This is a genomic window from Klebsiella aerogenes KCTC 2190, from assembly GCF_000215745.1.
In the GTDB taxonomy this organism is placed as follows: domain Bacteria; phylum Pseudomonadota; class Gammaproteobacteria; order Enterobacterales; family Enterobacteriaceae; genus Klebsiella; species Klebsiella aerogenes.
Genome location: NC_015663.1, coordinates 1,965,333 through 1,989,320 on the forward strand (window position 1 = coordinate 1,965,333; position 23,988 = coordinate 1,989,320).

General features: G+C 56.7%; 22 protein-coding genes. 16 read left to right on the forward strand and 6 right to left on the reverse strand.

Translation table 11 applies throughout. The features are described 5' to 3' along the window. Positions 1 to 123: 123 nt before the first annotated feature. Positions 124 to 1,263 (reverse strand): tRNA epoxyqueuosine(34) reductase QueG, encoded by a 1,140-nt coding sequence (gene queG / locus EAE_RS09480; protein ID WP_015704164.1) that lies wholly within the window; start codon positions 1,261 to 1,263, stop codon positions 124 to 126. Positions 1,264 to 1,276: 13 nt separating this feature from the next. On the opposite strand from queG, the gene nnr reads away from it, so the two are divergent. The 14 genes from nnr to rlmB all read left to right on the forward strand — a co-directional run bounded on the left by nnr (position 1,277) and on the right by rlmB (position 17,236). Then, positions 1,277 to 2,788: a bifunctional ADP-dependent NAD(P)H-hydrate dehydratase/NAD(P)H-hydrate epimerase gene (gene nnr, locus EAE_RS09485; RefSeq protein WP_161798753.1), complete on the forward strand. Its 1,512-nt coding sequence runs from the start codon at positions 1,277 to 1,279 to the stop codon at positions 2,786 to 2,788. After that, positions 2,781 to 3,242 carry a tRNA (adenosine(37)-N6)-threonylcarbamoyltransferase complex ATPase subunit type 1 TsaE gene (gene tsaE, locus EAE_RS09490; RefSeq protein WP_015704166.1) on the forward strand — a complete coding sequence of 154 codons (462 nt, stop codon included), beginning with the start codon at positions 2,781 to 2,783 and terminating at the stop codon, positions 3,240 to 3,242. The genes nnr and tsaE overlap by 8 nt, the downstream gene beginning before the upstream one ends. A gap of 16 nt (positions 3,243 to 3,258) precedes the next feature. Continuing rightward, positions 3,259 to 4,611: an N-acetylmuramoyl-L-alanine amidase AmiB gene (gene amiB, locus EAE_RS09495; RefSeq protein WP_015704167.1), complete on the forward strand. Its 1,353-nt coding sequence runs from the start codon at positions 3,259 to 3,261 to the stop codon at positions 4,609 to 4,611. 10 nt (positions 4,612 to 4,621) lie between these two features. Then, positions 4,622 to 6,484, forward strand: coding sequence for a DNA mismatch repair endonuclease MutL (gene mutL, locus EAE_RS09500; RefSeq protein ID WP_015704168.1), 1,863 nt, complete (start codon positions 4,622 to 4,624; stop codon positions 6,482 to 6,484). Next, on the forward strand, positions 6,477 to 7,427 hold the full coding sequence (gene miaA, locus EAE_RS09505; protein ID WP_015704169.1) for a tRNA (adenosine(37)-N6)-dimethylallyltransferase MiaA: 951 nt from the start codon (positions 6,477 to 6,479) through the stop codon (positions 7,425 to 7,427). The genes mutL and miaA overlap by 8 nt, the downstream gene beginning before the upstream one ends. 92 nt (positions 7,428 to 7,519) lie before the next feature. Then, positions 7,520 to 7,828 (forward strand): RNA chaperone Hfq, encoded by a 309-nt coding sequence (gene hfq / locus EAE_RS09510; protein WP_015368633.1) that lies wholly within the window; start codon positions 7,520 to 7,522, stop codon positions 7,826 to 7,828. 75 nt (positions 7,829 to 7,903) lie between these two features. Then, the gene (gene hflX, locus EAE_RS09515; RefSeq protein ID WP_015704170.1) at positions 7,904 to 9,184 is read left to right on the forward strand and encodes a ribosome rescue GTPase HflX; all 1,281 of its coding nucleotides are present in this window, start codon (positions 7,904 to 7,906) and stop codon (positions 9,182 to 9,184) included. A 58-nt stretch (positions 9,185 to 9,242) separates the two neighbouring features. Beyond that, positions 9,243 to 10,505 (forward strand): FtsH protease activity modulator HflK, encoded by a 1,263-nt coding sequence (gene hflK, locus EAE_RS09520; RefSeq protein WP_015704171.1) that lies wholly within the window; start codon positions 9,243 to 9,245, stop codon positions 10,503 to 10,505. A 2-nt stretch (positions 10,506 to 10,507) separates the two neighbouring features. Then, a complete protein-coding gene (gene hflC, locus EAE_RS09525; RefSeq protein WP_015368630.1) occupies positions 10,508 to 11,512 on the forward strand; it encodes a protease modulator HflC in 1,005 nt (334 codons plus the stop codon). Positions 11,513 to 11,710: 198 nt separating this feature from the next. Beyond that, positions 11,711 to 11,908 (forward strand): DUF2065 domain-containing protein, encoded by a 198-nt coding sequence (locus tag EAE_RS09530; RefSeq protein ID WP_015368629.1) that lies wholly within the window; start codon positions 11,711 to 11,713, stop codon positions 11,906 to 11,908. Between the two features lie 103 nt (positions 11,909 to 12,011). Continuing rightward, entirely contained in the window at positions 12,012 to 13,310 is a 1,299-nt protein-coding gene (locus tag EAE_RS09535) for an adenylosuccinate synthase (protein WP_002885665.1), read from the forward strand. A gap of 150 nt (positions 13,311 to 13,460) precedes the next feature. After that, on the forward strand, positions 13,461 to 13,895 hold the full coding sequence (gene nsrR / locus EAE_RS09540; RefSeq protein WP_015368627.1) for a nitric oxide-sensing transcriptional repressor NsrR: 435 nt from the start codon (positions 13,461 to 13,463) through the stop codon (positions 13,893 to 13,895). A gap of 91 nt (positions 13,896 to 13,986) precedes the next feature. Next, entirely contained in the window at positions 13,987 to 16,428 is a 2,442-nt protein-coding gene (gene rnr, locus EAE_RS09545; protein ID WP_015704173.1) for a ribonuclease R, read from the forward strand. Between the two features lie 76 nt (positions 16,429 to 16,504). Beyond that, a complete protein-coding gene (rlmB, locus tag EAE_RS09550; RefSeq protein WP_015704174.1) occupies positions 16,505 to 17,236 on the forward strand; it encodes a 23S rRNA (guanosine(2251)-2'-O)-methyltransferase RlmB in 732 nt (243 codons plus the stop codon). Between the two features lie 20 nt (positions 17,237 to 17,256). On the opposite strand, the gene EAE_RS09555 is transcribed toward rlmB, so the two are convergent. Continuing rightward, a complete protein-coding gene (locus EAE_RS09555; RefSeq protein ID WP_015704175.1) occupies positions 17,257 to 18,552 on the reverse strand; it encodes an MFS transporter in 1,296 nt (431 codons plus the stop codon). 179 nt (positions 18,553 to 18,731) lie between these two features. Here EAE_RS09555 and EAE_RS09560 point away from each other — a divergent pair, with 179 nt between their 5' ends. After that, a complete protein-coding gene (locus tag EAE_RS09560) occupies positions 18,732 to 20,369 on the forward strand; it encodes an isovaleryl-CoA dehydrogenase (RefSeq protein ID WP_015704176.1) in 1,638 nt (545 codons plus the stop codon). On the opposite strand, the gene yjfN is transcribed toward EAE_RS09560, so the two are convergent. Both yjfN and bsmA read right to left on the reverse strand, forming a co-directional pair. Further along, on the reverse strand, positions 20,360 to 20,635 hold the full coding sequence (gene yjfN / locus EAE_RS09565; protein WP_020079815.1) for a DUF1471 family protease activator YjfN: 276 nt from the start codon (positions 20,633 to 20,635) through the stop codon (positions 20,360 to 20,362). The genes EAE_RS09560 and yjfN overlap by 10 nt on opposite strands. A gap of 140 nt (positions 20,636 to 20,775) precedes the next feature. Further along, entirely contained in the window at positions 20,776 to 21,084 is a 309-nt protein-coding gene (bsmA, locus tag EAE_RS09570; protein ID WP_015368621.1) for a biofilm peroxide resistance protein BsmA, read from the reverse strand. 209 nt (positions 21,085 to 21,293) lie between these two features. On the opposite strand from bsmA, the gene yjfP reads away from it, so the two are divergent. Further along, entirely contained in the window at positions 21,294 to 22,010 is a 717-nt protein-coding gene (gene yjfP / locus EAE_RS09575) for an esterase (RefSeq protein ID WP_015368620.1), read from the forward strand. Here the strand turns inward: yjfP and ulaR are convergent. Further along, positions 22,007 to 22,762, reverse strand: a complete 756-nt coding sequence (gene ulaR / locus EAE_RS09580) for an HTH-type transcriptional regulator UlaR (RefSeq protein WP_015368619.1) — start codon at positions 22,760 to 22,762, stop codon at positions 22,007 to 22,009. The genes yjfP and ulaR overlap by 4 nt on opposite strands. Positions 22,763 to 22,865: 103 nt before the next feature. Continuing rightward, entirely contained in the window at positions 22,866 to 23,930 is a 1,065-nt protein-coding gene (gene ulaG, locus EAE_RS09585) for an L-ascorbate 6-phosphate lactonase (protein WP_015368618.1), read from the reverse strand. Positions 23,931 to 23,988: the final 58 nt, after the last annotated feature.

Consider the following 23,988-nt stretch of genomic DNA (forward strand, 5'->3'; position numbering starts at 1 on the left):
TGTCGTATCTGATTGAAATTTAACATTTAAATTTCATTTCAAACTGTTAATTCGATCACTTGACGTACGTCTGCCCGTTGAAACGCAATGTGTTTTTGTTTTTATTCACAGCCTGTGAATGAATCAGGCGTCGCGCGGTAATCCTTTCTCGACCACCCTGACCAGGCGTAATTTCTGCGGCAACTGCACTTCGACAACGTTGGCGTTTCGCTTTTCGATCTGCTGCGCAACCGCCCATTCAATGTGTTCATCGAGAAGTGGGTGCTCACCTCGGCGACTTTCCAGCGCGACCAGATTGGCTTCATTCCAGGGAGCATTACCGAGCGCGACGGCGATATTGCGTAGCCAGCGTAAGTGACCGATACGGCGTATCGCCGATCCCTCAGTGACTTTCAGGAACCAGGCTTCGCTCCAGGCGAACAGCTCAATCAGCTGCGGCGCATGTAGCGCTTTACGCGGGCTGAAGTCCTCTTCATCGGTGAGCTGCGAAAAACGGTTCCACGGACATATCAACTGGCAATCATCGCAGCCGTAAATACGGTTGCCGATAAGCGGACGAAATTCTTCCGGGATGGCGCCTTCCAGCTCGATGGTCAGATAGGAGATGCAGCGCCGCGCGTCGACGGTATAGGGCTCGACGATGGCGCCGGTGGGGCAGATAGTCATACAGGCGACACAACGCCCGCACTCTTCGGCAACCGGCTGGTCTATCGGCAGTGGCAGATCGATAAGCAACTCGCCCAGGAAGAAAAACGATCCGGCGTCGCGGCTTAAGATAAGTGAGTGCTTACCTGTCCAGCCAAGCCCCGCTTTTTCAGCGATGGGCCGCTCCAGGATAGGCGCGGAATCGACAAACGGTCTAAAATTGAGCGAAGCACACTGTTCCTGAATCATCTCGCCGAGTTTTTTCAGGCGGTTACGTAGCAGCTTATGATAATCACGCCCCAGGGCATAACGGCTGACGTAACCCAGCGTGGGATCTTTCAGAGTGCTGGCGAAAGCAGCATTGGCGGGCAGGTAGTTCATGCGCACGCTAATCACGCGTAGCGTACCGGGCAGCAGTTCATGCGGCCGGGCGCGCATCATGCCGTGGCGAGCCATCCATTCCATTTCGCCATGGTATTGTTTATCCAGCCATGCCTGTAGTTTAGGTTCGCTGGCGCTGAGATCGGTATCGGTAATGCCGACCTGCTGGAAGCCAAGCTCGGTGCCCCATTGTTTGATTTGCTGCGCTAACTGATTGAGATCGAGGGGCTGTGACATGATGGACCATACAATGACGAAAAACCCTGACAGTATACCACACATCGTATGGCCAGCGGAGACGCTGCGCCAGGCGGAAAGAGAGGCGGCGGATAGTCTCGGGCTGACGCTTTTTGAATTGATGCGGCGTGCCGGCGAGGCGGCGTTTCAACTGGCCCGAAGCCTTTATCCCGCCAGCCAGCACTGGTTGATTCTTTGCGGCCACGGCAATAACGGCGGCGACGGCTATGTCGTCGCGCGGCTGGCGCAGGCGCAGGGCATCGCGGTAACGCTACTGGCGTTGGAAAGCGATAAGCCGCTGCCGGAAGAGGCGCAGGCCGCGCGGGAAGAGTGGCTCAATGCCGGCGGCGTCATCCACGCCGCCGATAGCGGCTGGCCGGATGATATCTCATTGATTATTGACGGGCTGCTCGGCACCGGCCTGCATAGCGCGCCGCGCGCTAACGTCGCCGGGCTGATTGAACTGGCGAATGCCTATCCCGCGCCGGTTATTGCGCTTGATATCCCCTCCGGGCTGAACGCGCAAACCGGCGCGACGCCTGGCGCGGTAATCCACGCCGCCCATACCCTGACGTTTATCGCGCTAAAACCCGGACTACTGACCGGCAACGCCCGCGACGTCGTCGGGCGCTTACATCATCATGCGCTCGGGCTGGAGCGCTGGCTTGCCGGGCAAAACACCGCTATTCGCCGTTTTTCCGCAGCGCAACTGGCAGGCTGGTTGCCGCCGCGTCGCCCGACGTCGCATAAAGGCTCGCATGGTCGGCTGGTGATTATCGGCGGCGATCGCGGCACCGCTGGCGCCATTCGTATGGCAGGTGAGGCCGCGCTGCGTGCCGGCGCGGGTTTAGTACGCGTGCTGACCAGGGCGGAAAATATCGCGGGCATTGTGACTGCCAGACCGGAATTGATGGTCCATGAGCTGAACGGTGACTCTCTTGCCGAGAGCCTGGAGTGGGCGGATGTCGTGGCGATTGGTCCCGGTCTTGGGCAAAGCGAATGGGGTAAAGCGGCGCTGCGGCAGGTAGAGAATTTTCGCAAACCGATGGTCTGGGATGCCGACGCGTTGAACCTGCTGGCAATCAATCCCGATAAACGTCACAATCGCGTGTTAACCCCGCATCCTGGCGAAGCCGCCCGTTTATTAAATATCAGCGTGGCAGAAGTTGAAAGCGATCGCTTACATTCTGTACAACGTCTGGTAAAACGGTATGGCGGCGTGGTGGTGCTAAAAGGCGCAGGAACCGTCGTGGCGAATAACGCGGGGGAAATTGGTATCATTGATGCCGGTAATCCCGGAATGGCCAGCGGCGGGATGGGCGATGTGCTCACCGGCATTATCGCCGCACTGTTGGGGCAGGGGCTGACCCCATATGATGCCGCTTGCGCAGGCTGCGTGGCGCACGGCGAAGCCGCAGACCGGCTGGCCGCCAGAGATGGCGCCCGCGGGATGCTGGCGACCGATCTTTTTTGCACGCTGAGGCGTGTTGTTAACCCGGATGTGATTGACCTAGACCATGATTAACCGTGTGATTCCTTTACCCGACGAGCAGGCGACATTAGACCTTGGCAACCGCGTAGCGCAGGCCTGTAGCGGCGCGACGGTTATCTATCTGTATGGCGATTTAGGCGCGGGTAAAACCACCTTCAGCCGCGGTTTTCTGCAGGCCCTTGGCCACCGCGGCAATGTCAAAAGCCCAACGTATACGCTGGTGGAGCCTTACACCCTCGACAATCTGATGGTGTATCACTTCGACCTCTACCGGCTGGCGGATCCTGAGGAGCTCGAATTTATGGGGATCCGCGATTACTTCGCTAACGATGCCATCTGCCTGGTAGAATGGCCGCAACAAGGCGCGGGTGTACTGCCTGACCCGGATGTCGAAATTCACCTGGATTATCAGGCGCAAGGGCGTGAGGCGCGCGTAACGGCGGTCTCTTCATTGGGTGAGTCTTTATTGGCGCGTTTAGCCATTTAGCCTAAAGGATGACGGGATGAAGTATCGTATAACCAGTTGGCTGGCCGCCGCTCTGATGCTGCTCGGCACTCAGGCATCCGCGGCAAGTTTATCCGATATCCAGGTCTCAAACGGCGATCGGCAGGCCCGCATCACGCTAAGTTTTGTCGGCGATCCTGAATATTCTTTCACCCCGCAAGGTAAGCGGGCGGTGGCGTTGGATATCAAACAAACCGGCGTACTTCAGGGGCTGCCGCTGCAGTTTAGCGGTAATAATCTGGTCAAGAGCATTCGTTCCGGCTCGCCTCAGGATACGCAATCGCTGCGTCTGTTGGTCGATCTGACGGAAGATGGTAAAACGCGGGCGGTGAAGCAGCAAAATGGCGCCAACTATACCGTCGTCTTTACCATTAACGCCGATGTGCCGCCGCCACCTCCGCCGCCGCCAGTGATAGCGAAACGGGTCGAAGCGCCGGTAGTGGCGTCGCGTCCGAGCACGCCGCCGCGCAATCCGTTTAAAAACTCTGGCAGCGACAGAACCACGGTGGTGACCAGCAGTCAGCCGGCGATGACCAACAACCAGACCATCAGCCGTCCGGCGGCGCGTACCGTCTCTTCTGACGATAAAATTATTATCGCCATTGACGCCGGTCACGGCGGCCAGGATCCTGGCGCCATCGGACCGGGCGGCACCAAAGAGAAAAACGTCACGATTGCTATCGCCCATAAACTACGGGCGTTGCTCAACGACGATCCGCAGTTTAAACCGGTGCTTACCCGCAACGGCGACTACTTCATCTCGGTTATGGGGCGTTCGGACGTGGCGCGCAAACAAAACGCCAATTTCCTTGTCTCTATCCATGCCGATGCGGCCCCGAACCGCGACGCGACCGGCGCATCGGTGTGGGTGCTCTCTAACCGCCGCGCGAATAGCGAAATGGCCGGCTGGCTAGAACAGCATGAGAAACAATCCGAACTTTTGGGCGGTGCGGGCGATGTGCTGGCGAATAGCCAGTCGGATCCTTATCTGAGCCAGGCGGTGCTGGATTTACAGTTCGGCCATTCCCAGCGCGTCGGTTATGATGTGGCGACGGATGTACTAAGCCAGCTGCAGCGGGTCGGTAATCTCCATAAACGCCGCCCGGAGCATGCCAGCCTTGGCGTTCTGCGCTCGCCGGATATTCCGTCGATCCTCGTCGAAACCGGCTTTATCAGTAATAACGGCGAAGAGCGCCTGCTGGGTAGCGATGATTACCAACAGCAGATTGCAGAGGCGATTTATAAAGGGCTGCGTAACTATTATATGCAGCACCCGCTGCAATCAGCGCCGCGCGGCACGGCTGCGCAAACCGCCAGCGCCAGTTCGCCTGGCGGGACGTTGATTAACTAAGGAGAAGGTCATGCCGATTCAGGTTCTACCGCCGCAGCTCGCCAACCAGATTGCCGCTGGCGAGGTGGTGGAACGTCCGGCGTCGGTAGTGAAGGAGCTGGTTGAGAACAGCCTTGATGCCGGCGCAACCCGTATCGACATTGATATCGAACGCGGGGGCGCGAAGCTTATCCGTATTCGCGATAATGGCTGTGGGATCAAAAAAGATGAGCTGGCGCTGGCGCTGGCTCGTCACGCCACCAGTAAAATCGCCTCGCTGGATGACCTTGAGGCGATCATCAGCCTTGGCTTTCGCGGCGAAGCGTTGGCCAGTATCAGTTCCGTCGCCCGCCTGACGCTGACTTCGCGTACCGCGGAGCAGCACGAGGCATGGCAGGCTTATGCTGAAGGGCGCGACCAGGCAGTGACGGTGAAACCGGCGGCGCATCCGATAGGCACGACGCTGGAAGTCCTGGATCTGTTTTACAACACCCCCGCGCGGCGCAAGTTCATGCGTACCGAAAAAACCGAGTTTAATCATATTGATGAAATCGTCCGCCGCATCGCGCTGGCGCGTTTCGATGTAACGATTAATCTCAGCCATAACGGCAAAATGATGCGCCAGTATCGCGCAGTGGCGGAAGGCGGCCCGCGTGAACGCCGCCTCGGCTCGATTTGCGGCGCGGCGTTTCTGGAACACGCGTTGGCCATTGAGTGGCAGCATGGCGATCTGACGCTGCGCGGCTGGGTTGCCGATCCGTTGCATACCAATCCGGCATTAGCGGAAATCCAGTACTGCTACGTCAACGGGCGTATGATGCGCGACCGGCTGATCAACCATGCCATTCGCCAGGCCTGTGAAGACAAGCTGGGCGCTGACCAGCAGCCGGCGTTTGTGCTGTATCTGGAGATTGACCCGCATCAGGTTGATGTCAACGTGCATCCGGCGAAGCACGAAGTACGTTTCCATCAATCGCGGCTGGTGCATGATTTTATCTATCAAGGCGTACTGAGCGTGCTGCAGCAGCAACTGGATGCGCCGTTGGCGGAAGAAGACGAAGCGCCCGCGTCGCGGCCGGTGCCGGAAAATCGCGTAGCGGCGGGCGCTAACCATTTCGCTCGCCCATCGCCTGCCCGGGAACCGGCGGCGGGTTATGATACCCGCGCGCCGCGGGAACCTGCCGCCGGCGGCGGCTATAGCGCAGGCGGCGCCAACTGGCCCCACGCGCAGCCGGGCTATCAAAAACAGCAGGGGGCGCTTTACCGTCAACTGCTGCAAACCCCGGCGGCGGAAAAGCCACCCGTTGCGCCGGCGCCTGCTGAAAGCCTGGCAGCCCATAGCCAAAGCTTTGGCCGGGTGCTGACTATTATCGGCAGCGATTGCGCGCTGCTCGAGCGCGGCGGCACATTGGCGTTGCTGGCGCTGCCGGTGGCGGAGCGCTGGCTGCGTCAGGCGCAGCTAACGCCGGGCGCGGAAGCGGTTTGCGCGCAGCCGCTGCTGATCCCGCTGCGTCTTAAAGTGAGTGAAGCAGAACGTAAGGCGCTGGAAAAGGCGCAGCCGGCGCTGGCGCAATTGGGTATCGATTTACAAGCAGATGCTCAGCACGTGACGGTTCGCGCGGTGCCTTTACCCTTAAGACAACAAAATTTACAAATCTTGATTCCTGAACTGATAGGCTACCTGGCGCAGCTAACGGCATTCGACGTCGGCGACATTGCCCAGTGGACGGCGCGTAATCTGACGAGCGAGCACGCGCAGTGGAGTATGGCGCAGGCGATTTCCGTGCTGGCGGACGTTGAGCGTTTATGTCCGCAGCTGATTAAAGCGCCGCCGGGTGGTCTGTTACAACCTGTTGATTTACATTCGGCGATGACAGCCCTGAAAGATGAGTGATGTAACTGAGGCGAGCCTGCCTAAGGCAATTTTTTTAATGGGGCCGACGGCCTCCGGTAAAACCGCATTAGCTATCGCCTTGCGTAAAGTTTTGCCCGTAGAGTTGATTAGCGTCGATTCCGCCCTCATCTATCGAGGAATGGATATCGGCACGGCCAAACCCGATGCCGCGGAGCTTAGCGCTGCGCCGCATCGGTTGCTGGATATCCTTGATCCGGCAGAGTCGTACTCGGCGGCGGATTTTCGCCGCGATGCGTTGGCGGAAATGGCGGATATCGTCGCCGCCGGGCGCATCCCGCTGCTGGTCGGCGGAACAATGTTGTACTTCAAAGCGTTGTTGGAAGGGTTATCGCCGCTGCCTTCGGCGGATCCCGCAGTCAGGGCCAGAATTGAGCAACAAGCAGCAGAGCAGGGGTGGCACGCATTGCACCGGCAGTTACAGGACATCGATCCCGTGGCCGCCGCGCGTATTCATCCAAATGATCCGCAAAGACTTTCCCGAGCACTGGAAGTTTTTTTCATTTCGGGTAAAACTTTAACGGAACTGACGCAAACGTCAGGAGAGGCTCTGCCGTATCAGGTGCATCAGTTCGCCATCGCCCCGGCGAGCCGTGAACTGCTACATCAACGCATTGAGCAGCGTTTTCATCAGATGTTGGCTTCAGGTTTTGAAGCAGAAGTGCGGGCGCTATTTGCCCGTGGAGATTTGCATACGGATATGCCTTCCATTCGTTGTGTCGGATACCGCCAGATGTGGTCATACCTTGAAGGCGAGGTCCCGTATGATGAAATGGTTTATCGAGGTGTTTGCGCGACGAGACAGTTAGCTAAACGTCAGGTCACTTGGCTGCGTGGTTGGGAAGATGTTCACTGGTTAGACAGTGAGCAACCTGAACAAGCGCTCAACAAAGTATTACAGGTTGTTGGTGCTAGCCAGAACTGAACGTGTACAATTGAATGGTATCGTGCGTAATTTTTTTTAAGAATCGTAAGGTTCTGAGTACAAAACAAGCATACATATAAGGAAAAGAGAGAATGGCTAAGGGGCAATCTTTACAAGATCCGTTCCTGAACGCTTTGCGTCGGGAACGTGTTCCGGTTTCTATTTATTTGGTGAATGGTATTAAGCTGCAAGGGCAAATTGAGTCTTTCGATCAGTTCGTGATCCTGTTGAAGAACACGGTCAGCCAGATGGTCTATAAGCACGCAATTTCTACTGTTGTTCCGTCCCGTCCGGTGTCTCACCACAGCAATAATGCTGGCGGCGGTGCAAACAACTATCACCACGGTGGTAGCGCGCAAGGTTCTTCTGCGCCGCAGCAAGACAGCGACGACGCCGAATAAGGCTAATGCTGTTTTTCCACGTCGGGGAGCCAGGTTTTCTGCGTTCCCCGCTGGTATTTTATAAGGGGTTTACGCTTGTTTGACCGTTATGATGCCGGTGAGCAGGCGGTACTGGTACACATCTATTTTTCGCAAGACAAAGATATGGAGGATCTCCAGGAGTTTGAATCCCTGGTCTCTTCCGCCGGTGTCGAAGCAATGCAGGTGATTACCGGTAGCCGTAAAGCACCGCACCCGAAGTATTTTGTTGGTGAAGGTAAGGCTGTTGAAATTGCGGAAGCCGTAAAAGCGACCGGCGCCTCGGTCGTGCTGTTCGATCATGCCTTGAGTCCGGCCCAGGAACGTAACCTGGAGCAGCTTTGCGAATGCCGGGTTATCGATCGCACCGGTCTGATTTTAGATATCTTTGCCCAGCGAGCGCGTACCCACGAAGGGAAACTGCAGGTTGAGCTGGCGCAGCTGCGCCATCTGGCCACCCGTCTGGTACGCGGCTGGACCCACCTTGAAAGGCAGAAGGGCGGGATTGGTTTGCGCGGACCGGGTGAAACCCAGCTCGAAACCGACCGTCGATTGTTGCGTAACCGTATTATGCAGATCCTGTCGCGACTGGAAAAAGTAGAAAAGCAGCGCGAGCAAGGTCGGCGGTCACGCGCTAAGGCCGATATCCCTACCGTCTCGCTGGTGGGATATACCAACGCCGGAAAATCAACGCTGTTCAACCAGATGACCGAAGCGGAAGTCTATGCCGCGGACCAACTGTTCGCCACCCTGGACCCAACGCTGCGCCGTATTAACGTCACCGACGTCGGCGAAACGGTACTGGCTGACACCGTAGGCTTTATTCGTCATCTGCCGCACGATTTGGTGGCGGCGTTTAAAGCGACGCTGCAGGAGACGCGTCAGGCGACGCTGCTGCTGCACGTTATCGACGCGGCGGATGTCCGCGTGCAGGAAAATATTGATGCAGTAAATACGGTCCTTGCTGAAATCGAGGCCGATGAAATCCCGTCATTGCTGGTGATGAACAAAATCGATGTGCTTGACGATTTTGAACCGCGCATCGATCGGGATGAAGAGAATAAACCGATTCGGGTCTGGCTCTCCGCCCAGACCGGAGTTGGCGTACCACTGCTTTTTCAGGCGTTAACAGAACGTCTTTCCGGCGAAGTGGCTCAGCATACGCTGCGTTTACCGCCGCAGGAAGGTCGTCTGAGAAGCCGGTTCTATCAGCTTCAGGCGATAGAAAAAGAGTGGATGGAGGATGACGGCAGCGTAAGCCTGCAAGTGCGCATGCCCATCGTGGACTGGCGTCGCCTCTGCAAACAAGAGCCTGCGTTGGTCGACTACGTGGTTTGACCTGGCCTGAAGATATTAACCCCTGTGGGGATATCAAAAACAAATATGGAGCATATACATGGCGTGGAATCAGCCCGGTAATAACGGACAGGACCGCGACCCGTGGGGAAGCAGCAAGAATGGCGGCAACTCTGAGGGAAATGGCAACAAAGGCGGTCGCGATCAGGGGCCGCCCGATCTGGATGATATCTTCCGCAAGTTAAGCAAAAAACTTGGCGGTCTCGGCGGCGGTAAAGGCGGCCAGGGTGGCGGTAATGTGACGCAGGGGCCGCGCGGCCCGATGGGCGGGCGCATTGTCGGCATCGTTGCTGCAGCGGCGGTGATTATCTGGGCAGCCAGCGGTTTCTATACCATCAAGGAAGCGGAACGTGGTGTGGTGACACGCTTTGGCAAGTTCAGCCATCTGGTTGAGCCAGGTCTGAACTGGAAGCCAACCTTTGTCGATAATGTGCAAGCGGTGAACGTCGAGTCGGTTCGTGAGCTGGCCGCATCTGGTGTGATGCTGACTTCCGATGAGAACGTCGTGCGCGTTGAGATGAACGTACAGTACCGGGTTACCGATCCGGAGCGCTACCTGTTTAGCGTGACCAGCGCCGACGATAGTCTGCGTCAGGCCACCGACAGCGCCCTGCGCGGCGTCATCGGTAAGTACACCATGGACCGTATCCTGACCGAAGGTCGTACCGTTATCCGTAGCGATACCCAGCGCGAGCTGGAAGAGACCATTCGTCCGTACAACATGGGGATTACCCTGCTGGACGTCAACTTCCAGACGGCGCGTCCGCCGGAAGAGGTGAAGGCCGCGTTTGATGATGCCATTGCCGCGCGTGAGAACGAGCAGCAGTACATCCGCGAAGCGGAAGCTTATACCAACGAAGTTCAGCCGCGTGCGAACGGTCAGGCGCAGCGTATCCTCGAAGAGGCGCGTGCGTATAAAACCCAGACCGTACTGGAAGCACAGGGTGAAGTCGCTCGCTTTGCGAAGATCCTGCCGGAATATAAAGCCGCGCCGGAAATTACCCGCGAGCGTCTGTATATCGAAACCATGGAAAAAGTGCTGAGCCATACCCGCAAAGTGCTGGTTAATGACAGCAAGGGCGGCAACCTGATGGTTCTGCCGTTGGATCAGATGCTGAAAGGCGCCACTGGTGCGCCGGCAAAGAGCGATAGCAGTGGCGCAAGCGATCTGCTGCGCCTGCCGCCTGCGTCCAACTCAAGCAGCGCCAGCACCTCATCAACCTCGAGTTCAACCGGGGGTACCATTATGGACCAACGCCGCGCCAACGCGCAGCGTAACGACTACCAGCGTCAGGGGGAATAACGATGCGTAAATCTGTTATCGCGATCATTGTCGTCGTGCTGGTAGTGCTCTACATGTCTGTCTTCGTGGTGAAAGAAGGCGAGCGTGGCATTACGCTGCGCTTTGGCAAAGTTCTGCGCGACGATGAGAACAAGCCGCTGGTGTATGCGCCGGGTCTGCACTTCAAGATCCCGTTTATTGAATCCGTGAAAATGCTGGATGCGCGTATCCAGACCATGGACAACCAGGCTGACCGCTTTGTTACTAAAGAGAAGAAAGACCTGATCGTCGACTCCTATATCAAGTGGCGCATCAGTGACTTCAGTCGTTACTATCTGGCGACCGGCGGCGGCGACGTCTCCCAGGCCGAAGTTCTGCTGAAGCGTAAGTTCTCTGACCGTCTGCGCTCTGAGATTGGTCGTCTGGACGTGAAAGACATCGTGACTGATTCCCGCGGTCGTTTGACCCTGGAAGTGCGTGATGCGCTGAACTCCGGTTCTGCAGGTACAGAAGATGAAGTCTCGACGCCGGCAGCCGATGACGCTATCGCTAAAGCGGCAGAGCGTGTAGAAGCTGAAACTAACGGTAAGGTTCAGGTAATCAACCCGAACAGTATGGCGGCGCTGGGTATTGAAGTCGTTGACGTACGTATCAAGCAGATCAACCTGCCGGCTGAAGTGTCTGAAGCGATCTACAACCGTATGCGCGCCGAGCGTGAAGCGGTTGCTCGTCGTCATCGTTCACAAGGTCAGGAAGAAGCGGAAAAACTGCGCGCGACCGCGGACTATGAAGTGACCAAGACCCTGGCGGAAGCCGAGCGTCAAGGGCGTATTCTGCGCGGTGAAGGCGATGCCGAGTCGGCAAAACTGTTTGCCGATGCATTCAGTCAGGATCCGGGCTTCTATGCCTTTATCCGTAGCCTGCGCGCCTATGAGAAGAGCTTCCAGAGCAACCAGGACGTGATGGTCCTCAGCCCGGATAGCGATTTCTTCCGTTACATGAAGTCACCGGATTCTGTGCGTAAATAAGCCGGGTCAGTGTGAAATCAGAAGGCGCCTTGCAAGAGGCGCCTTTTTTCATGCCATAGATTGTGATTTTTCTCTCAGCTAGTGGTTTCATATTGCCTGTGAAATGCCGGAGAATGTGAAGAAAGAAAAGGGTTTTGCGGTAATACTCACCGGCGCCAAACTGGCGGCGGTTTTGTTTTTCTATAAGGGTCATCAATAATGAATGCAACAATTTGGCTGGCACTGGCGCTGGTTTTAGTTCTCGAAGGTCTTGGCCCACTGCTTTATCCCCGCGCCTGGCGCAAGATGGTAGCGACCATGAGCCAACTGCCGGATAATTTATTGCGTCGCTTTGGCGGCGGTCTTGTGGTAGCTGGTATCGTCATCTACTACATGTTGAGGAAATCGATTGGCTGATCAAAAAACAATCGTATTACCCTCATTTTGAGTGCAAAAAGTGCTGTAACTCTGAAAAAGCGATGGTAGAATCCATTTTTAAGCAAACGGTGATTTTGAAAAAATGGGTAACAACGTCGTCGTACTGGGCACCCAATGGGGTGACGAAGGTAAAGGGAAGATCGTCGATCTCCTGACTGAACGGGCTAAATATGTTGTGCGCTACCAGGGTGGCCATAACGCAGGCCATACTCTCGTAATCAACGGTGAAAAAACCGTCCTCCATCTTATTCCATCAGGTATTCTCCGTGAGAATGTAACCAGCATCATCGGTAACGGTGTTGTGCTGTCTCCGGCTGCGCTGATGAAAGAGATGAAAGGTCTGGAAGACCGTGGTATCCCTGTTCGTGAGCGTCTGCTGCTGTCCGAAGCCTGTCCGCTTATTCTCGACTATCACGTTGCGCTGGATGTTGCGCGTGAGAAAGCACGCGGTGCGAAAGCTATCGGTACAACCGGTCGCGGTATCGGCCCGGCTTACGAAGATAAAGTCGCCCGTCGCGGCCTGCGCGTTGGCGACCTGTTTGATAAAGCCACCTTCGCTGACAAACTGAAAGAAGTGATGGAATATCACAACTTCCAGTTGGTGAACTTCTATAAAGCAGAAGCGGTCGACTATCAAAAAGTGCTGGACGATGTGATGGCGATTGCCGACATCCTGACCAGCATGGTCGTTGACGTCTCCGATCTGCTGGATCAGGCGCGTCAGCGCGGCGACTTCGTGATGTTCGAAGGCGCGCAGGGCACGCTGCTGGATATCGACCACGGTACCTATCCGTATGTAACTTCCTCCAACACCACTGCTGGTGGCGTGGCGACCGGCTCCGGCCTGGGCCCGCGTTATGTGGATTACGTTCTGGGTATCATCAAAGCTTACTCTACTCGTGTAGGCGCGGGTCCGTTCCCGACCGAGCTGTTTGATGAAACCGGCGAGTTCCTGTGCAAGCAGGGTAACGAATTCGGCGCCACTACCGGCCGTCGTCGTCGTACCGGCTGGCTGGACGCTGTCGCGGTACGCCGCGCGGTGCAGATTAACTCCCTGTCCGGCTTCTGCCTGACTAAACTGGACGTCCTGGACGGCCTGAAAGAAGTGAAAATCTGCGTCGGCTACCGTATGCCGGACGGCCGTGAAGTGACCACCACTCCGCTGGCTGCCGACAACTGGGAAGGTATCGAGCCTATCTACGAAACCATGCCGGGTTGGTCCGAAACCACCTTCGGCGTGAAAGAGCGCAGCGGTCTGCCGCAGGCAGCGCTGAACTACATCCAGCGTATTGAAGAGCTGACCGGCGTGCCGGTTGATATCATCTCTACCGGTCCTGACCGTACTGAGACTATGATTCTGCGCGACCCGTTCGACGCGTAATCATCATCCAGGGGCGCCGTTCGGGCGCCCTTGTTTTTGCAGTTCGCCCGCCCCATTTCAAATAAATTAGCGGCCTGAGCGCTGGCTGGTTTATCATCAATAGAGTTAATACCCGCGGATTCACCGCTTTCCCCTTACCCTGAGGTTGATGTGCAGTTAACGAGTTTCACCGATTATGGATTACGTGCGCTGATTTATATGGCGTCGTTGCCGGATGACCGAATGACCAGTATTTCCGAGGTGACGGATGTCTATGGCGTTTCCCGTAATCATATGGTCAAAATAATCAATCAGTTAAGCCGTGCTGGCTACGTGACGGCCGTGCGGGGAAAGAATGGGGGGATTCGCCTTGGCAAGCCAGCTAAAATGATTCGCGTGGGTGATGTTGTGCGCGATCTTGAGCCGCTATCGCTGGTGAATTGCAGCAGCGAATTTTGCCACATTACTCCCGCTTGCCGCCTGAAACAGGCACTTGCCGAAGCCGCGCAAAGTTTCCTGAAGGAACTGGATAACTACACGCTGGCCGATTTGGTTGAAAAGAATCAACCGCTATATAAATTATTACTGGTGGAAGAAAAGCGCTGAGTGATTCGCGCCGCAGCGTAAAGAGAACTCACAAAGCGGCGGCGTGCGCCACCCAGAGACTTTCATCGGAGATGACAACGGAGGAACCGATATGTCACAAGATCCATTCCAGGAGCGCGAAGCTGAGAAGTACGCGAATCCAATCCCGAGCCGGGAATTTATCCTCGAACATTTAACCAAACGCGAAAAACCGGCCAGCCGTGATGAGCTGGCGATTGAGTTAAATATCGAGGGCGAAGAACAAACCGAAGCGCTACGTCGTCGCCTGCGTGCAATGGAACGCGATGGCCAGTTGGTGTTTACTCGCCGTCAGTGCTATGCGCTGCCGGAACGTCTCGATTTAGTCAAAGGTGTCGTTATTGGCCACCGCGACGGCTACGGCTTTTTACGCGTCGAAGGGCGTAAAGACGACCTGTATCTTTCATCTGAGCAGATGAAAATGTGTATCCATGGCGATCAGGTGCTGGCCCAGCCGTTGGGCGCCGATCGTAAGGGGCGTCGCGAAGCGCGCATCGTTCGCGTGCTGGTGCCGAAAACCAGCCAGATCGTCGGCCGTTATTTCACCGATGCCGGTGTAGGCTTCGTGGTGCCGGATGACAGCCGTCTTAGCTTCGATATCCTGATCCCGCCTGAAGAGATCATGGGCGCGCGTATGGGCTACGTGGTGGTGGTCGAGCTGACCCAGCGTCCAACCCGCCGTACCAAAGCGGTCGGCAAAATAGTTGAAGTGCTGGGCGACAACATGGGCACCGGCATGGCCGTTGATATGGCGCTGCGTACCCATGAGATCCCTTACGTCTGGCCGCCGGCGGTGGAAAAACAGGTCTCCGGCCTCAAAGAGCAAGTGCCAGAAGAGGCGAAAGCCGGGCGCGTCGATTTGCGCTCTCTGCCGCTGGTCACTATTGACGGCGAAGATGCCCGCGACTTCGATGACGCGGTGTATTGCGAGAAAAAACGCGGTGGCGGCTGGCGACTGTGGGTGGCTATCGCCGACGTGAGCTACTACGTGCGCCCCGGTACGCCGCTGGACGGCGAAGCGCGCAGCCGCGGGACGTCAGTCTACTTCCCTTCGCAGGTCGTACCGATGCTGCCAGAGGTGCTGTCCAACGGCCTGTGTTCGCTGAACCCACAGGTCGATCGCCTGTGTATGGTCTGCGAAATGACGATCTCGTCAAAAGGCCGCCTGACCGGCTTTAAATTCTATGAAGCGGTGATGAGCTCTCACGCCCGCCTGACCTATACCAAGGTGTGGCATATGCTGCAGGGCGATCAGGAGCTACGCGAGCACTATGCGCCGCTGGTGAAGCATATTGAAGAGCTGCATAACCTCTATAAGGTGCTGGATGGCGCCCGTGAAGAGCGCGGCGGTATCTCATTTGAAAGTGAAGAAGCTAAATTCATCTTCAACGCCGAGCGTCGTATCGAGCGTATTGAACAGACTCAGCGTAACGATGCGCACAAGCTGATTGAAGAGTGCATGATCCTGGCGAACATCTCCGCGGCGCGTTTCGTTGAGAAAGCGCAGGAGCCGGCGCTGTTCCGTATTCACGATAAGCCAAGCACCGAAGCGATTACCGCCTTCCGTACCGTGCTGGCGGAACTGGGGCTGGAACTACCGGGCGGCAACAAGCCGGAGCCGCGCGATTACGCCGAGCTGTTGACTTCCATCGCCGATCGCCCGGATGCGGAAATGCTGCAGACGATGCTGCTGCGTTCTATGAAGCAGGCGGTCTACGATCCGGAAAACCGCGGCCACTTCGGCCTGGCGCTGCAGTCATACGCCCACTTCACCTCGCCGATCCGTCGTTATCCTGACCTGTCGCTGCATCGCGCTATTAAGTATTTACTGGCGAAAGAGCAGGGACATAAAGGCAATAGCACCGAGACCGGCGGCTGGCACTACAGCATGGAAGAGATGCTGCAGCTGGGCGAGCACTGCTCGATGACCGAGCGCCGCGCCGATGAAGCAACGCGTGAAGTGTCAGACTGGCTGAAGTGCGACTTCATGCAGGATCAGGTGGGCAACACCTTCTCCGGCGTGATCGCCAGCGTCACCGGCTTTGGCTTCTTCGTCCGCCTGAACGATCTGTTTATCGATGGTCTGGTACATGTCTCCTCGCTGGATAATGACTACTATCGCTTCGACCAGGTCGGGCAGCGCCTGATCGGCGAGTCCGGCGGCCAGACTTACCGCCTGGGTGACCGCGTGGAAGTACGCGTCGAAGCGGTCAATATGGATGAGCGTAAGATTGATTTCAGCCTGATTTCCAGTGAACGCGGCCCGCGTAATGTCGGCAAAACCGTACGCGAAAAAGCGAAGAAGGGCGCGCCGGGTAAAAACGGCGGCGGCCGTCGTCGCCAGGTTGGCAAGCAGGTAAACTTCGAGCCGGATAGCGCCTTCCGTAAGGAAAAAGAGAAAGCTAAAGCCAAACCGAAAGGTGAAAAGAAAGCGAAAAAGCCGTCGGCGAAAACGCAGAAAATCGCCGCGGCAACCAAAGCCAAGCGCGCGGCAAAAAAGAAGAACGCCGAGTGATTGACGTCCCTTCACCCTGAAGCCTGCTGGGGTGGGGTGAAGGGGGCGGATAACAGAACCTAAAACGAGTACATCAATGAGTGAAATGATTTACGGCATCCATGCGGTGCAGGCACTGCTGGAACGCGCACCTGAGCGTTTTCAGGAAGTTTTTATTCTGAAAGGCCGTGAGGATAAGCGTCTGCTGCCGCTGATTCATGCCCTTGAAGCGCAGGGCGTGGTGATTCAGGTTGCCAGCCGCCAGTTCCTCGATGAGAAAAGCGAAGGCGCGGTGCATCAGGGCATTATTGCTCGCGTGAAGCCGGGACGTCAGTATCAGGAAAACGATCTGCCGGATCTGCTGGCGCAGTTCGATCAACCGTTCCTGCTGATCCTCGACGGCGTCACCGATCCGCACAACCTCGGCGCCTGCCTGCGTAGCGCCGACGCCGCCGGCGTGCATGCGGTGATCGTGCCGCGCGATCGTTCCGCTCAGCTCAACGCTACGGCGAAGAAAGTCGCCTGCGGCGCGGCGGAAAGCGTGCCGCTGATCCGCGTCACTAACCTGGCGCGGACCATGCGTCTGCTGCAGGAAGAAAACGTGTGGATCGTTGGTACCGCCGGCGAAGCCGACCATACGCTGTTCCAGAGCAAAATGACCGGCCCGATGGCGCTGGTGATGGGCGCGGAAGGCGAAGGTATGCGTCGCCTGACCCGCGAACATTGTGATGAACTGATCAGTATCCCGATGGCGGGTAGCGTCTCTTCGCTGAACGTCTCCGTCGCCACCGGTATTTGCCTGTTTGAAGCGGTGCGCCAGCGCAGCTAAGCCGGCACGGGCGCGGTAGGTTAGTCGTCCAGCGCCCGCAAATGATCGTTCTTATTGAGCGTCATCAGCGCGGCAATACTGACGACGGCCGTCGCCATCACGTAGTACGCCGGAATATCCAGATTACCGGTCTGTTTAATCAGGCCGGTAATAATCAACCCGGCACAGCCGGAGAAGACAGCATTCGAAAGCGAATAGGCTAACCCCAGCCCGGTATAACGCACTCTGGTTGGGAACATCTCCGCCAGCATCGCCGGCCCAGGCCCGGCCAGAATCCCCACCAGGCCACCCGCAATCAGCACCACGATACCTTTCACCAGCAGCGTACTGCTTTCCGCCTGCAATATTTTCAGCAGCGGTAGCGCCAGTACCAGCAGCAATACCGCAGCCGCGACCATCACCCGCCGACGCCCCCACTTATCGCTGAGCATCCCGGCAGGCAAAATGGTGATGGCGAAGCCAATGTTAGAGATCACCGCAATTAGCAGCGCCTGATTAAAACCGGTGTGCAGCGCGGACTGAAGGTATGAGGGCATGATCACCAGGTAGGTATAACCCGCCGCCGACCATACCATCAGCCGGCCAATGCCGGTGAGAATCGCTTTGAGCGTCTGGCGCAAACTGGCGCGGGTTTCCGCGGGCGGTGTAGCCTGCTGCTGACGTAAAAAGCCCGGCGTCTCTTCCATTTTAACGCGTAGCCACAGCGCGACGATGCCCATCGGTATGGCGAGAAAGAAGGGGATGCGCCAGCCCCAGTCATGCAGCGATTCGGGGCTAAGCGCGGCGGAAATCAGCGCGACCACGCCTGCGCCTGCCAGCAGCCCCAGCGCGACGGTAAAAGATTGCCATGCGCCATACAGCCCACGCTTACCTTTAGGGGCGAACTCGGTCATCAGCGATACCGCACCTCCGTACTCGCCGCCGGCAAACAATCCCTGAAGAATACGTAATCCGGTCAGAATGAGCGGTGCGGCAATACCGATGCTGGCGTAAACCGGTACCAGTCCGATAGCCGTGGTGGCGAGCGTCATCAGTACCAACACGATAATCAGCGTCGGCTTGCGGCCGATGCGGTCGCCGAGACGGCCAAAAACGATGGCGCCCAGCGGGCGAAAGAAGAACGCTATCGCGAAAGAGGCGTAAGTCAGAATCAGCCCGGTCAGCGGCGCTTCTCCAGTCATTTGGAAAAAATTTTTCGCAATTACGGTCGCCAGAAAGCCATAGACCGCGAACTCGTACCATTCAATAAAGTTACCGATAGAACCGGCGATCAGCGCGCGTTTTTGCGCTGCCGATGTTGTGCTGGCGGTGTGCATAGGAAGCCCCGACTGATACAAAACAGTAACGAATGAATAAATTATTCCATACATTTTTAATGAGAAAATTTTAAATTCTTATGCCTGTGATGGGCTTCACGAAGGCGGAGCGGTTTTTTTGTGAGCGTCTATGCGGCCGACCATACTTACTGTCAGAGCCATTGACGGAGGGAGACATCATGCACTGGCAAACGCATACCGTATTCAATCAACCGACGCCGTTGTGTAACAGTAATCTGTTTTTGTCCGATACCGCGCTTTGTGAGGCAGTGACGCGTGAAGGCGCCGGCTGGGATAGCGATCTGCTCGCCAGCATCGGCCAGCAGTTAGGCACGGCGGAATCGCTGGAGTTGGGGCGTCTGGCCAATAGTAATCCGCCGGAACTGCTACGCTACGACGCCACCGGCGCCCGATTGGATGACGTGCGGTTTCACCCCGCCTGGCATTTGCTAATGCAGGGACTGTGCGCCAACCGGGTGCATAATCTTGCCTGGCAGGAGGATGCCCGCGCGGGTTCGTTTGTTGCCCGTACTGCCCGCTTTATGCTGCATGCCCAGGTGGAGGCGGGAACGTTATGCCCGATAACCATGACCTTCGCCGCAACGCCGCTGCTACAGCGCGCGCTGCCCACCGTCTTTAGCGACTGGCTGCCGCCGTTGCTCAGCGACCGCTATGACCCGCATCTGGCGCCCGGCGATCAGAAGCGTGGGTTGCTGATTGGTATGGGAATGACCGAAAAACAGGGCGGTTCCGATGTGCTCAGTAATACCACCCGGGCGGAAAAAACGGCGGAAGGATTCTATCGGCTGGTGGGGCATAAATGGTTCTTCTCGGTGCCGCAGAGCGACGCGCATCTGGTGCTGGCTCAGGCGTCGGGTGGGCTCTCCTGCTTCTTTGTGCCGCGCTTTTTACCCGATGGCCAACGCAATGGCGTGCGTCTTGAGAGGCTGAAAGATAAATTAGGCAACCGCTCTAACGCCAGTAGCGAAGCCGAATTCTTTGACGCCTGCGGGTGGCTGATAGGCGAAGAAGGCGACGGCGTGCGGCAAATTCTCAAGATGGGCGCGCTGACCCGCTTCGACTGCGCCGCCGGCAGCCATGCCCTGATGCGCCGCGCTTACTCGGTGTCGCTGTATCATGCGCTGCAGCGTCAGGCGTTCGGCAAGAATCTGGCCGATCAGCCGATGATGCGTCAGGTGCTGGGCCAGATGGCGCTGCGTCTTGAAGGACAAACCGCTTTTCTGTTCCGTTTGGCTCGCGCCTGGGATAGGCGCGACGATGCGCATGAAGTGCTATGGGCCCGGTTATTTACCCCGGTCGCCAAGTTTGCTATCTGTCGCGCCGGTATACCGTTTGTCGCTGAGGCGATGGAAGTGCTGGGCGGTATCGGTTATTGCGAAGAGAGCGAACTCCCGCGCTTATACCGTGAGATGCCGGTGAATAGTATCTGGGAAGGCTCCGGCAATATTATGTGTCTCGACGTGATGCGGGTGCTTGGCAAGCAGCCGGCGGCGCTAGAAATGCTGGCGGCGGAGTGTGCGGAAGTCAAAGGGCAAAATCGCCATTACGATCGCGCGTGGCGACAGCTTCAGCAACTTTTACGGCGGCCGGTTGAGGCGCAGGGACGAGAAATAGCGCGTCTGGTGTATTGCCTGGGGGCGGGTGCGCAGATGCTGCGCTTTGCGTCGCCGCCGCTGGCCCAGGCATGGTGCCGAATGATGCTGGATACGCGAGGAAGTGTCCGCCTGGACGCTCAACTGCTTGACGATGCGCTGCTGCGAGCAATGGGGCGCGGACGACAGCCGTCTCAGGCGTAGAGAATGGCCTGCACCCGCCAGCTATCCGGCTGCGGCTCTTCATACATCTGAACGATACGATACCAGGAAGCGCCCTGCTCATCGGCTTTTACGGCAATGGCGTGCTCGACATCCTGCTGACTGCCGGAGATATTATTGACGGAAATCAGACCAATTTCGTTCAGGCCGGTGACGCAATCCGCACTGGCGAATTCGGCTGACTGAGCGGAAGTATTGGCCGTCGCGGTGGTCAGCAACAGGCTGGGTAAGGTCAGTGATCGTTTCATCGTCAGCTCCATTTCACGTAATCCCGAGGGCAGTCCGTTTGCTAACGTTCTGCCAAAAAGGCTGGCCGAACGTTATTATGCGCAGGAGAACGTGAATGGACGCAAAGCAGTGTAAAGCTGATTAAAAGCGCATCACGCTGCTATTTATGATACAGAATCGCTTGCGAATACCACTGGCCGGGAACCATGGTGTCATCGATCATGACGATGACGTAGTAATCCGCTTTGGCGGCTTCTGCTTTGGCTTTCAACGCGGTCTCGACATCCATCGGCGAACCGTACATTAGCACGCTGACGGTACCTATCTTTTGCAGGCCCTCAGTCTGATTGCGACGAATCTCCTGCGGATGATCGCTTGCCGGCGGCGGTGCCTCCGGCGTACCCTGCAGGACACTACATCCGCTTAAGGCGAGAGCCAGTAACCACGGTGTAAACCTACGCATGACCATATCTCGTTTCCTGATAGTGATAGTGTAGTGGTAGCCTGAACATCATTTCTGGGGAATGTTCCCGAATTGTTATCTATCGCGCGATTTTCGAATGAAAATGTTATGAAAGCGTAACCGAGCTCTCAACATTATAATTCACGGCAAAAGCAGAATTTTGGTGGTTGCTTTTTGCGCATTGCGTGATGCCACTATAAAGAAGGAGACGATAAATGATAACACTCGAAATGCGCAATCTGGCGGGCGGTGAAGTGATTCACGCCTGTCCGGCAGGGATGGCGGAGAAACCGCTGCCGGTTATCGTCTTCTATCACGGTTTTACCTCTTCCAAACTGGTCTACAGCTACTTTGCCGTCGCGCTGGCCGAAGCCGGCTTCCGGGTGATTATGCCGGATGCCGCCGAACATGGCGCGCGTTTTCACGGCGATGATGCCGGGCGAATGCTGCGCTTTTGGCCGATCCTGCGACAAAACTTTGTTGAGTTTGCCGCACTGCGGGAAGCGATTATCGCTGAGGGGTGGCTGGAAGACGAGCGGCTGTCGGTGGCCGGCGCATCAATGGGCGGCATGACCGCGCTCGGCATCATGACCCATCATCCTGAGCTTAAATGCGTGGCCTGCCTGATGGGCTCGGGCTATTTCAGCACCCTTGCACAGACGTTGTTTCCGTCGCCCGAATTCGATACGGCAAGCCTGGCGGAGTGGGACGTCACTCATCAGCTGGCGGCAGTGGCTGATAAGCCGTTGCTGCTGTGGCACGGCGATGCCGATGATGTGGTTCCGCCCGGCGACACTTTCCGCCTACAGCAGGCGTTAACGCAGAGCGGCCTGGCAACTAACCTGACCTGTCACTGGCAAAAGGGCGTGCGTCATCGCATTACCCCGGAAGCGCTGGACGCGACCACCGCCTTTTTTCTGCGGCATCTTTAAACGCGAATAACCTGCACGCCCTGATCCTCAAGCTGCTTGAGGATCGTTTCATCGGCCTGCTTACCGGTAATGACCAGGTCGATTTGGCTGGCCTGGCTGAATAGCATCCCGGCACGTTCGCCGACTTTGCTGCTATCGACCAGTACCGCCAGCTTGCCGACGACGTTAAGCATTTTCTGCTCGGCCATCGCAGTCAACATATCGGTTTTGTACAATCCCTCGGCGGTTAACCCTTTGCCGCTGGTGAACATCCAGTGGCCGGCATACAGGCTGTTTTCGCTACCCTGCGGGCTGAGGGTGATGAAGTGGCTGTGGTTATATTGCCCCCCCATAATGATCACGCTGTCATGCTCCTGGTCAATCAGATAGTTGGCCAGCGGCAGGTAGTTGGTGATGATCTGCACCGGTTTGCCGCATAGTTCGCGGCCGAGCAGGAAGGCGGTGGAGCCGCAGTTGATAACAATGCTTTCGCCCGGCGACACCAGCTGCGAGGCGGCGCGGGCAATCCGCACTTTCTCATCATGGTTTTGCGCCTGATGAATGTTCATTGGCGACCAACGTGGGCGCTGTTCGCTGATGGCTTCCGCGCCGTTACGAACTTTTTTCAGCTTACCGTTTTCATCCAGCTTATTAATATCGCGTCTTGCTGTCGCCGGAGAGATGCCGAGACGGGAAATTACCTGTTCAACGGTGACGAATCCCGTTTGCGCCAGCAAATCCAGTAAAATTTGATGTCTTTGCGCTTCAGTCATGAGCGAATCCGATTAAAAGTGACAAGCAAAGATGATATTTGAAATCAACGCTAAATACTAATGCGGAAAGGGAATTCCGGCGAGCGCGCCCGCCGGAATACGGTTACAAGAAGGATTTGAACGGCAGGTCCGGCTCAATGGTAAAGCAGTCGTCGAACCCGCGTGGGTAGTGGTACTCGAAATTGTCTTTATCCAGCGGCCAGGTAAATTTACCGCCGACCTGCCAGATAAACGGCTTGAAGCCGTATTTCAGACGATCTTTTTTCATCTCCCACAGTACGCGGATCTCTTGCGGGTCGGCCTGGAAGTTGGACCAGATATCGTGATGGAACGGGATAACCACTTTGGTATTCAGCGATTCCGCCATGCGCAGGATATCGGCGCTGGTCATTTTGTCGGTGATGCCGCGCGGGTTTTCCCCGTAGGAACCGAGGGCGACGTCAATCTGATGCTCGTTGCCGTGCTTCGCGTAGTAGTTGGAGTAGTGGGAGTCGCCGCTATGGTACAGGTTGCCGCCCGGCGTTTTGAACAGATAGTTGACCGCGCGTTGGTCCATGCCGTCCGGCAGCACGCCGGCGGCTTTTTGATCGGCTGGCAGGGTAATGAGAGCAGTACGATCGAATGCGTCGAGCGCGTGGATCTCAATATCTTTGATCTTCACCACATCGCCCGGTTTCATGACGATGCAGCGTTCTGCCGGCACGCCCCAACCAATCCACAGGTCAACGCAGGTTTTCGGCCCGATAAACGGCACATCGGCGGCGCAGTTTTGCATCACCGCGGCGGCAACGTTAACGTCGATATGATCGTTGTGATCGTGCGTCGCCAGCACGGCGTCAATTTGACGGATGGCGAAAGGATCGAGCACGAATGGCGTAGTGCGCAGGTTCGGTTGCAGTTTTTTCACCCCGGCCATGCGCTGCATCTGGTGGCCGGTTTTCATCAGCGGATTACCGTGGCTCTGCTTACCGGTGCCGCACCAGAAATCGACGCAAATATTAGCGCCGCCTTCCGATTTAAGCCAAATACCGGTGCATCCCAGCCACCACATGGCAAAGGTGCCCGGCGCAACCTGCTCTTGTTCGATCTCTTCATTCAGCCAGCTGCCCCATTCCGGGAAAGTGCTCAAAATCCAGGATTCACGGGTGATGGTTTGCACTTTACTCATCTATCTCTTCCTCTTTTATTTCAAAAGTAATCAATTGGTGATTTGTTTTGATTGATAT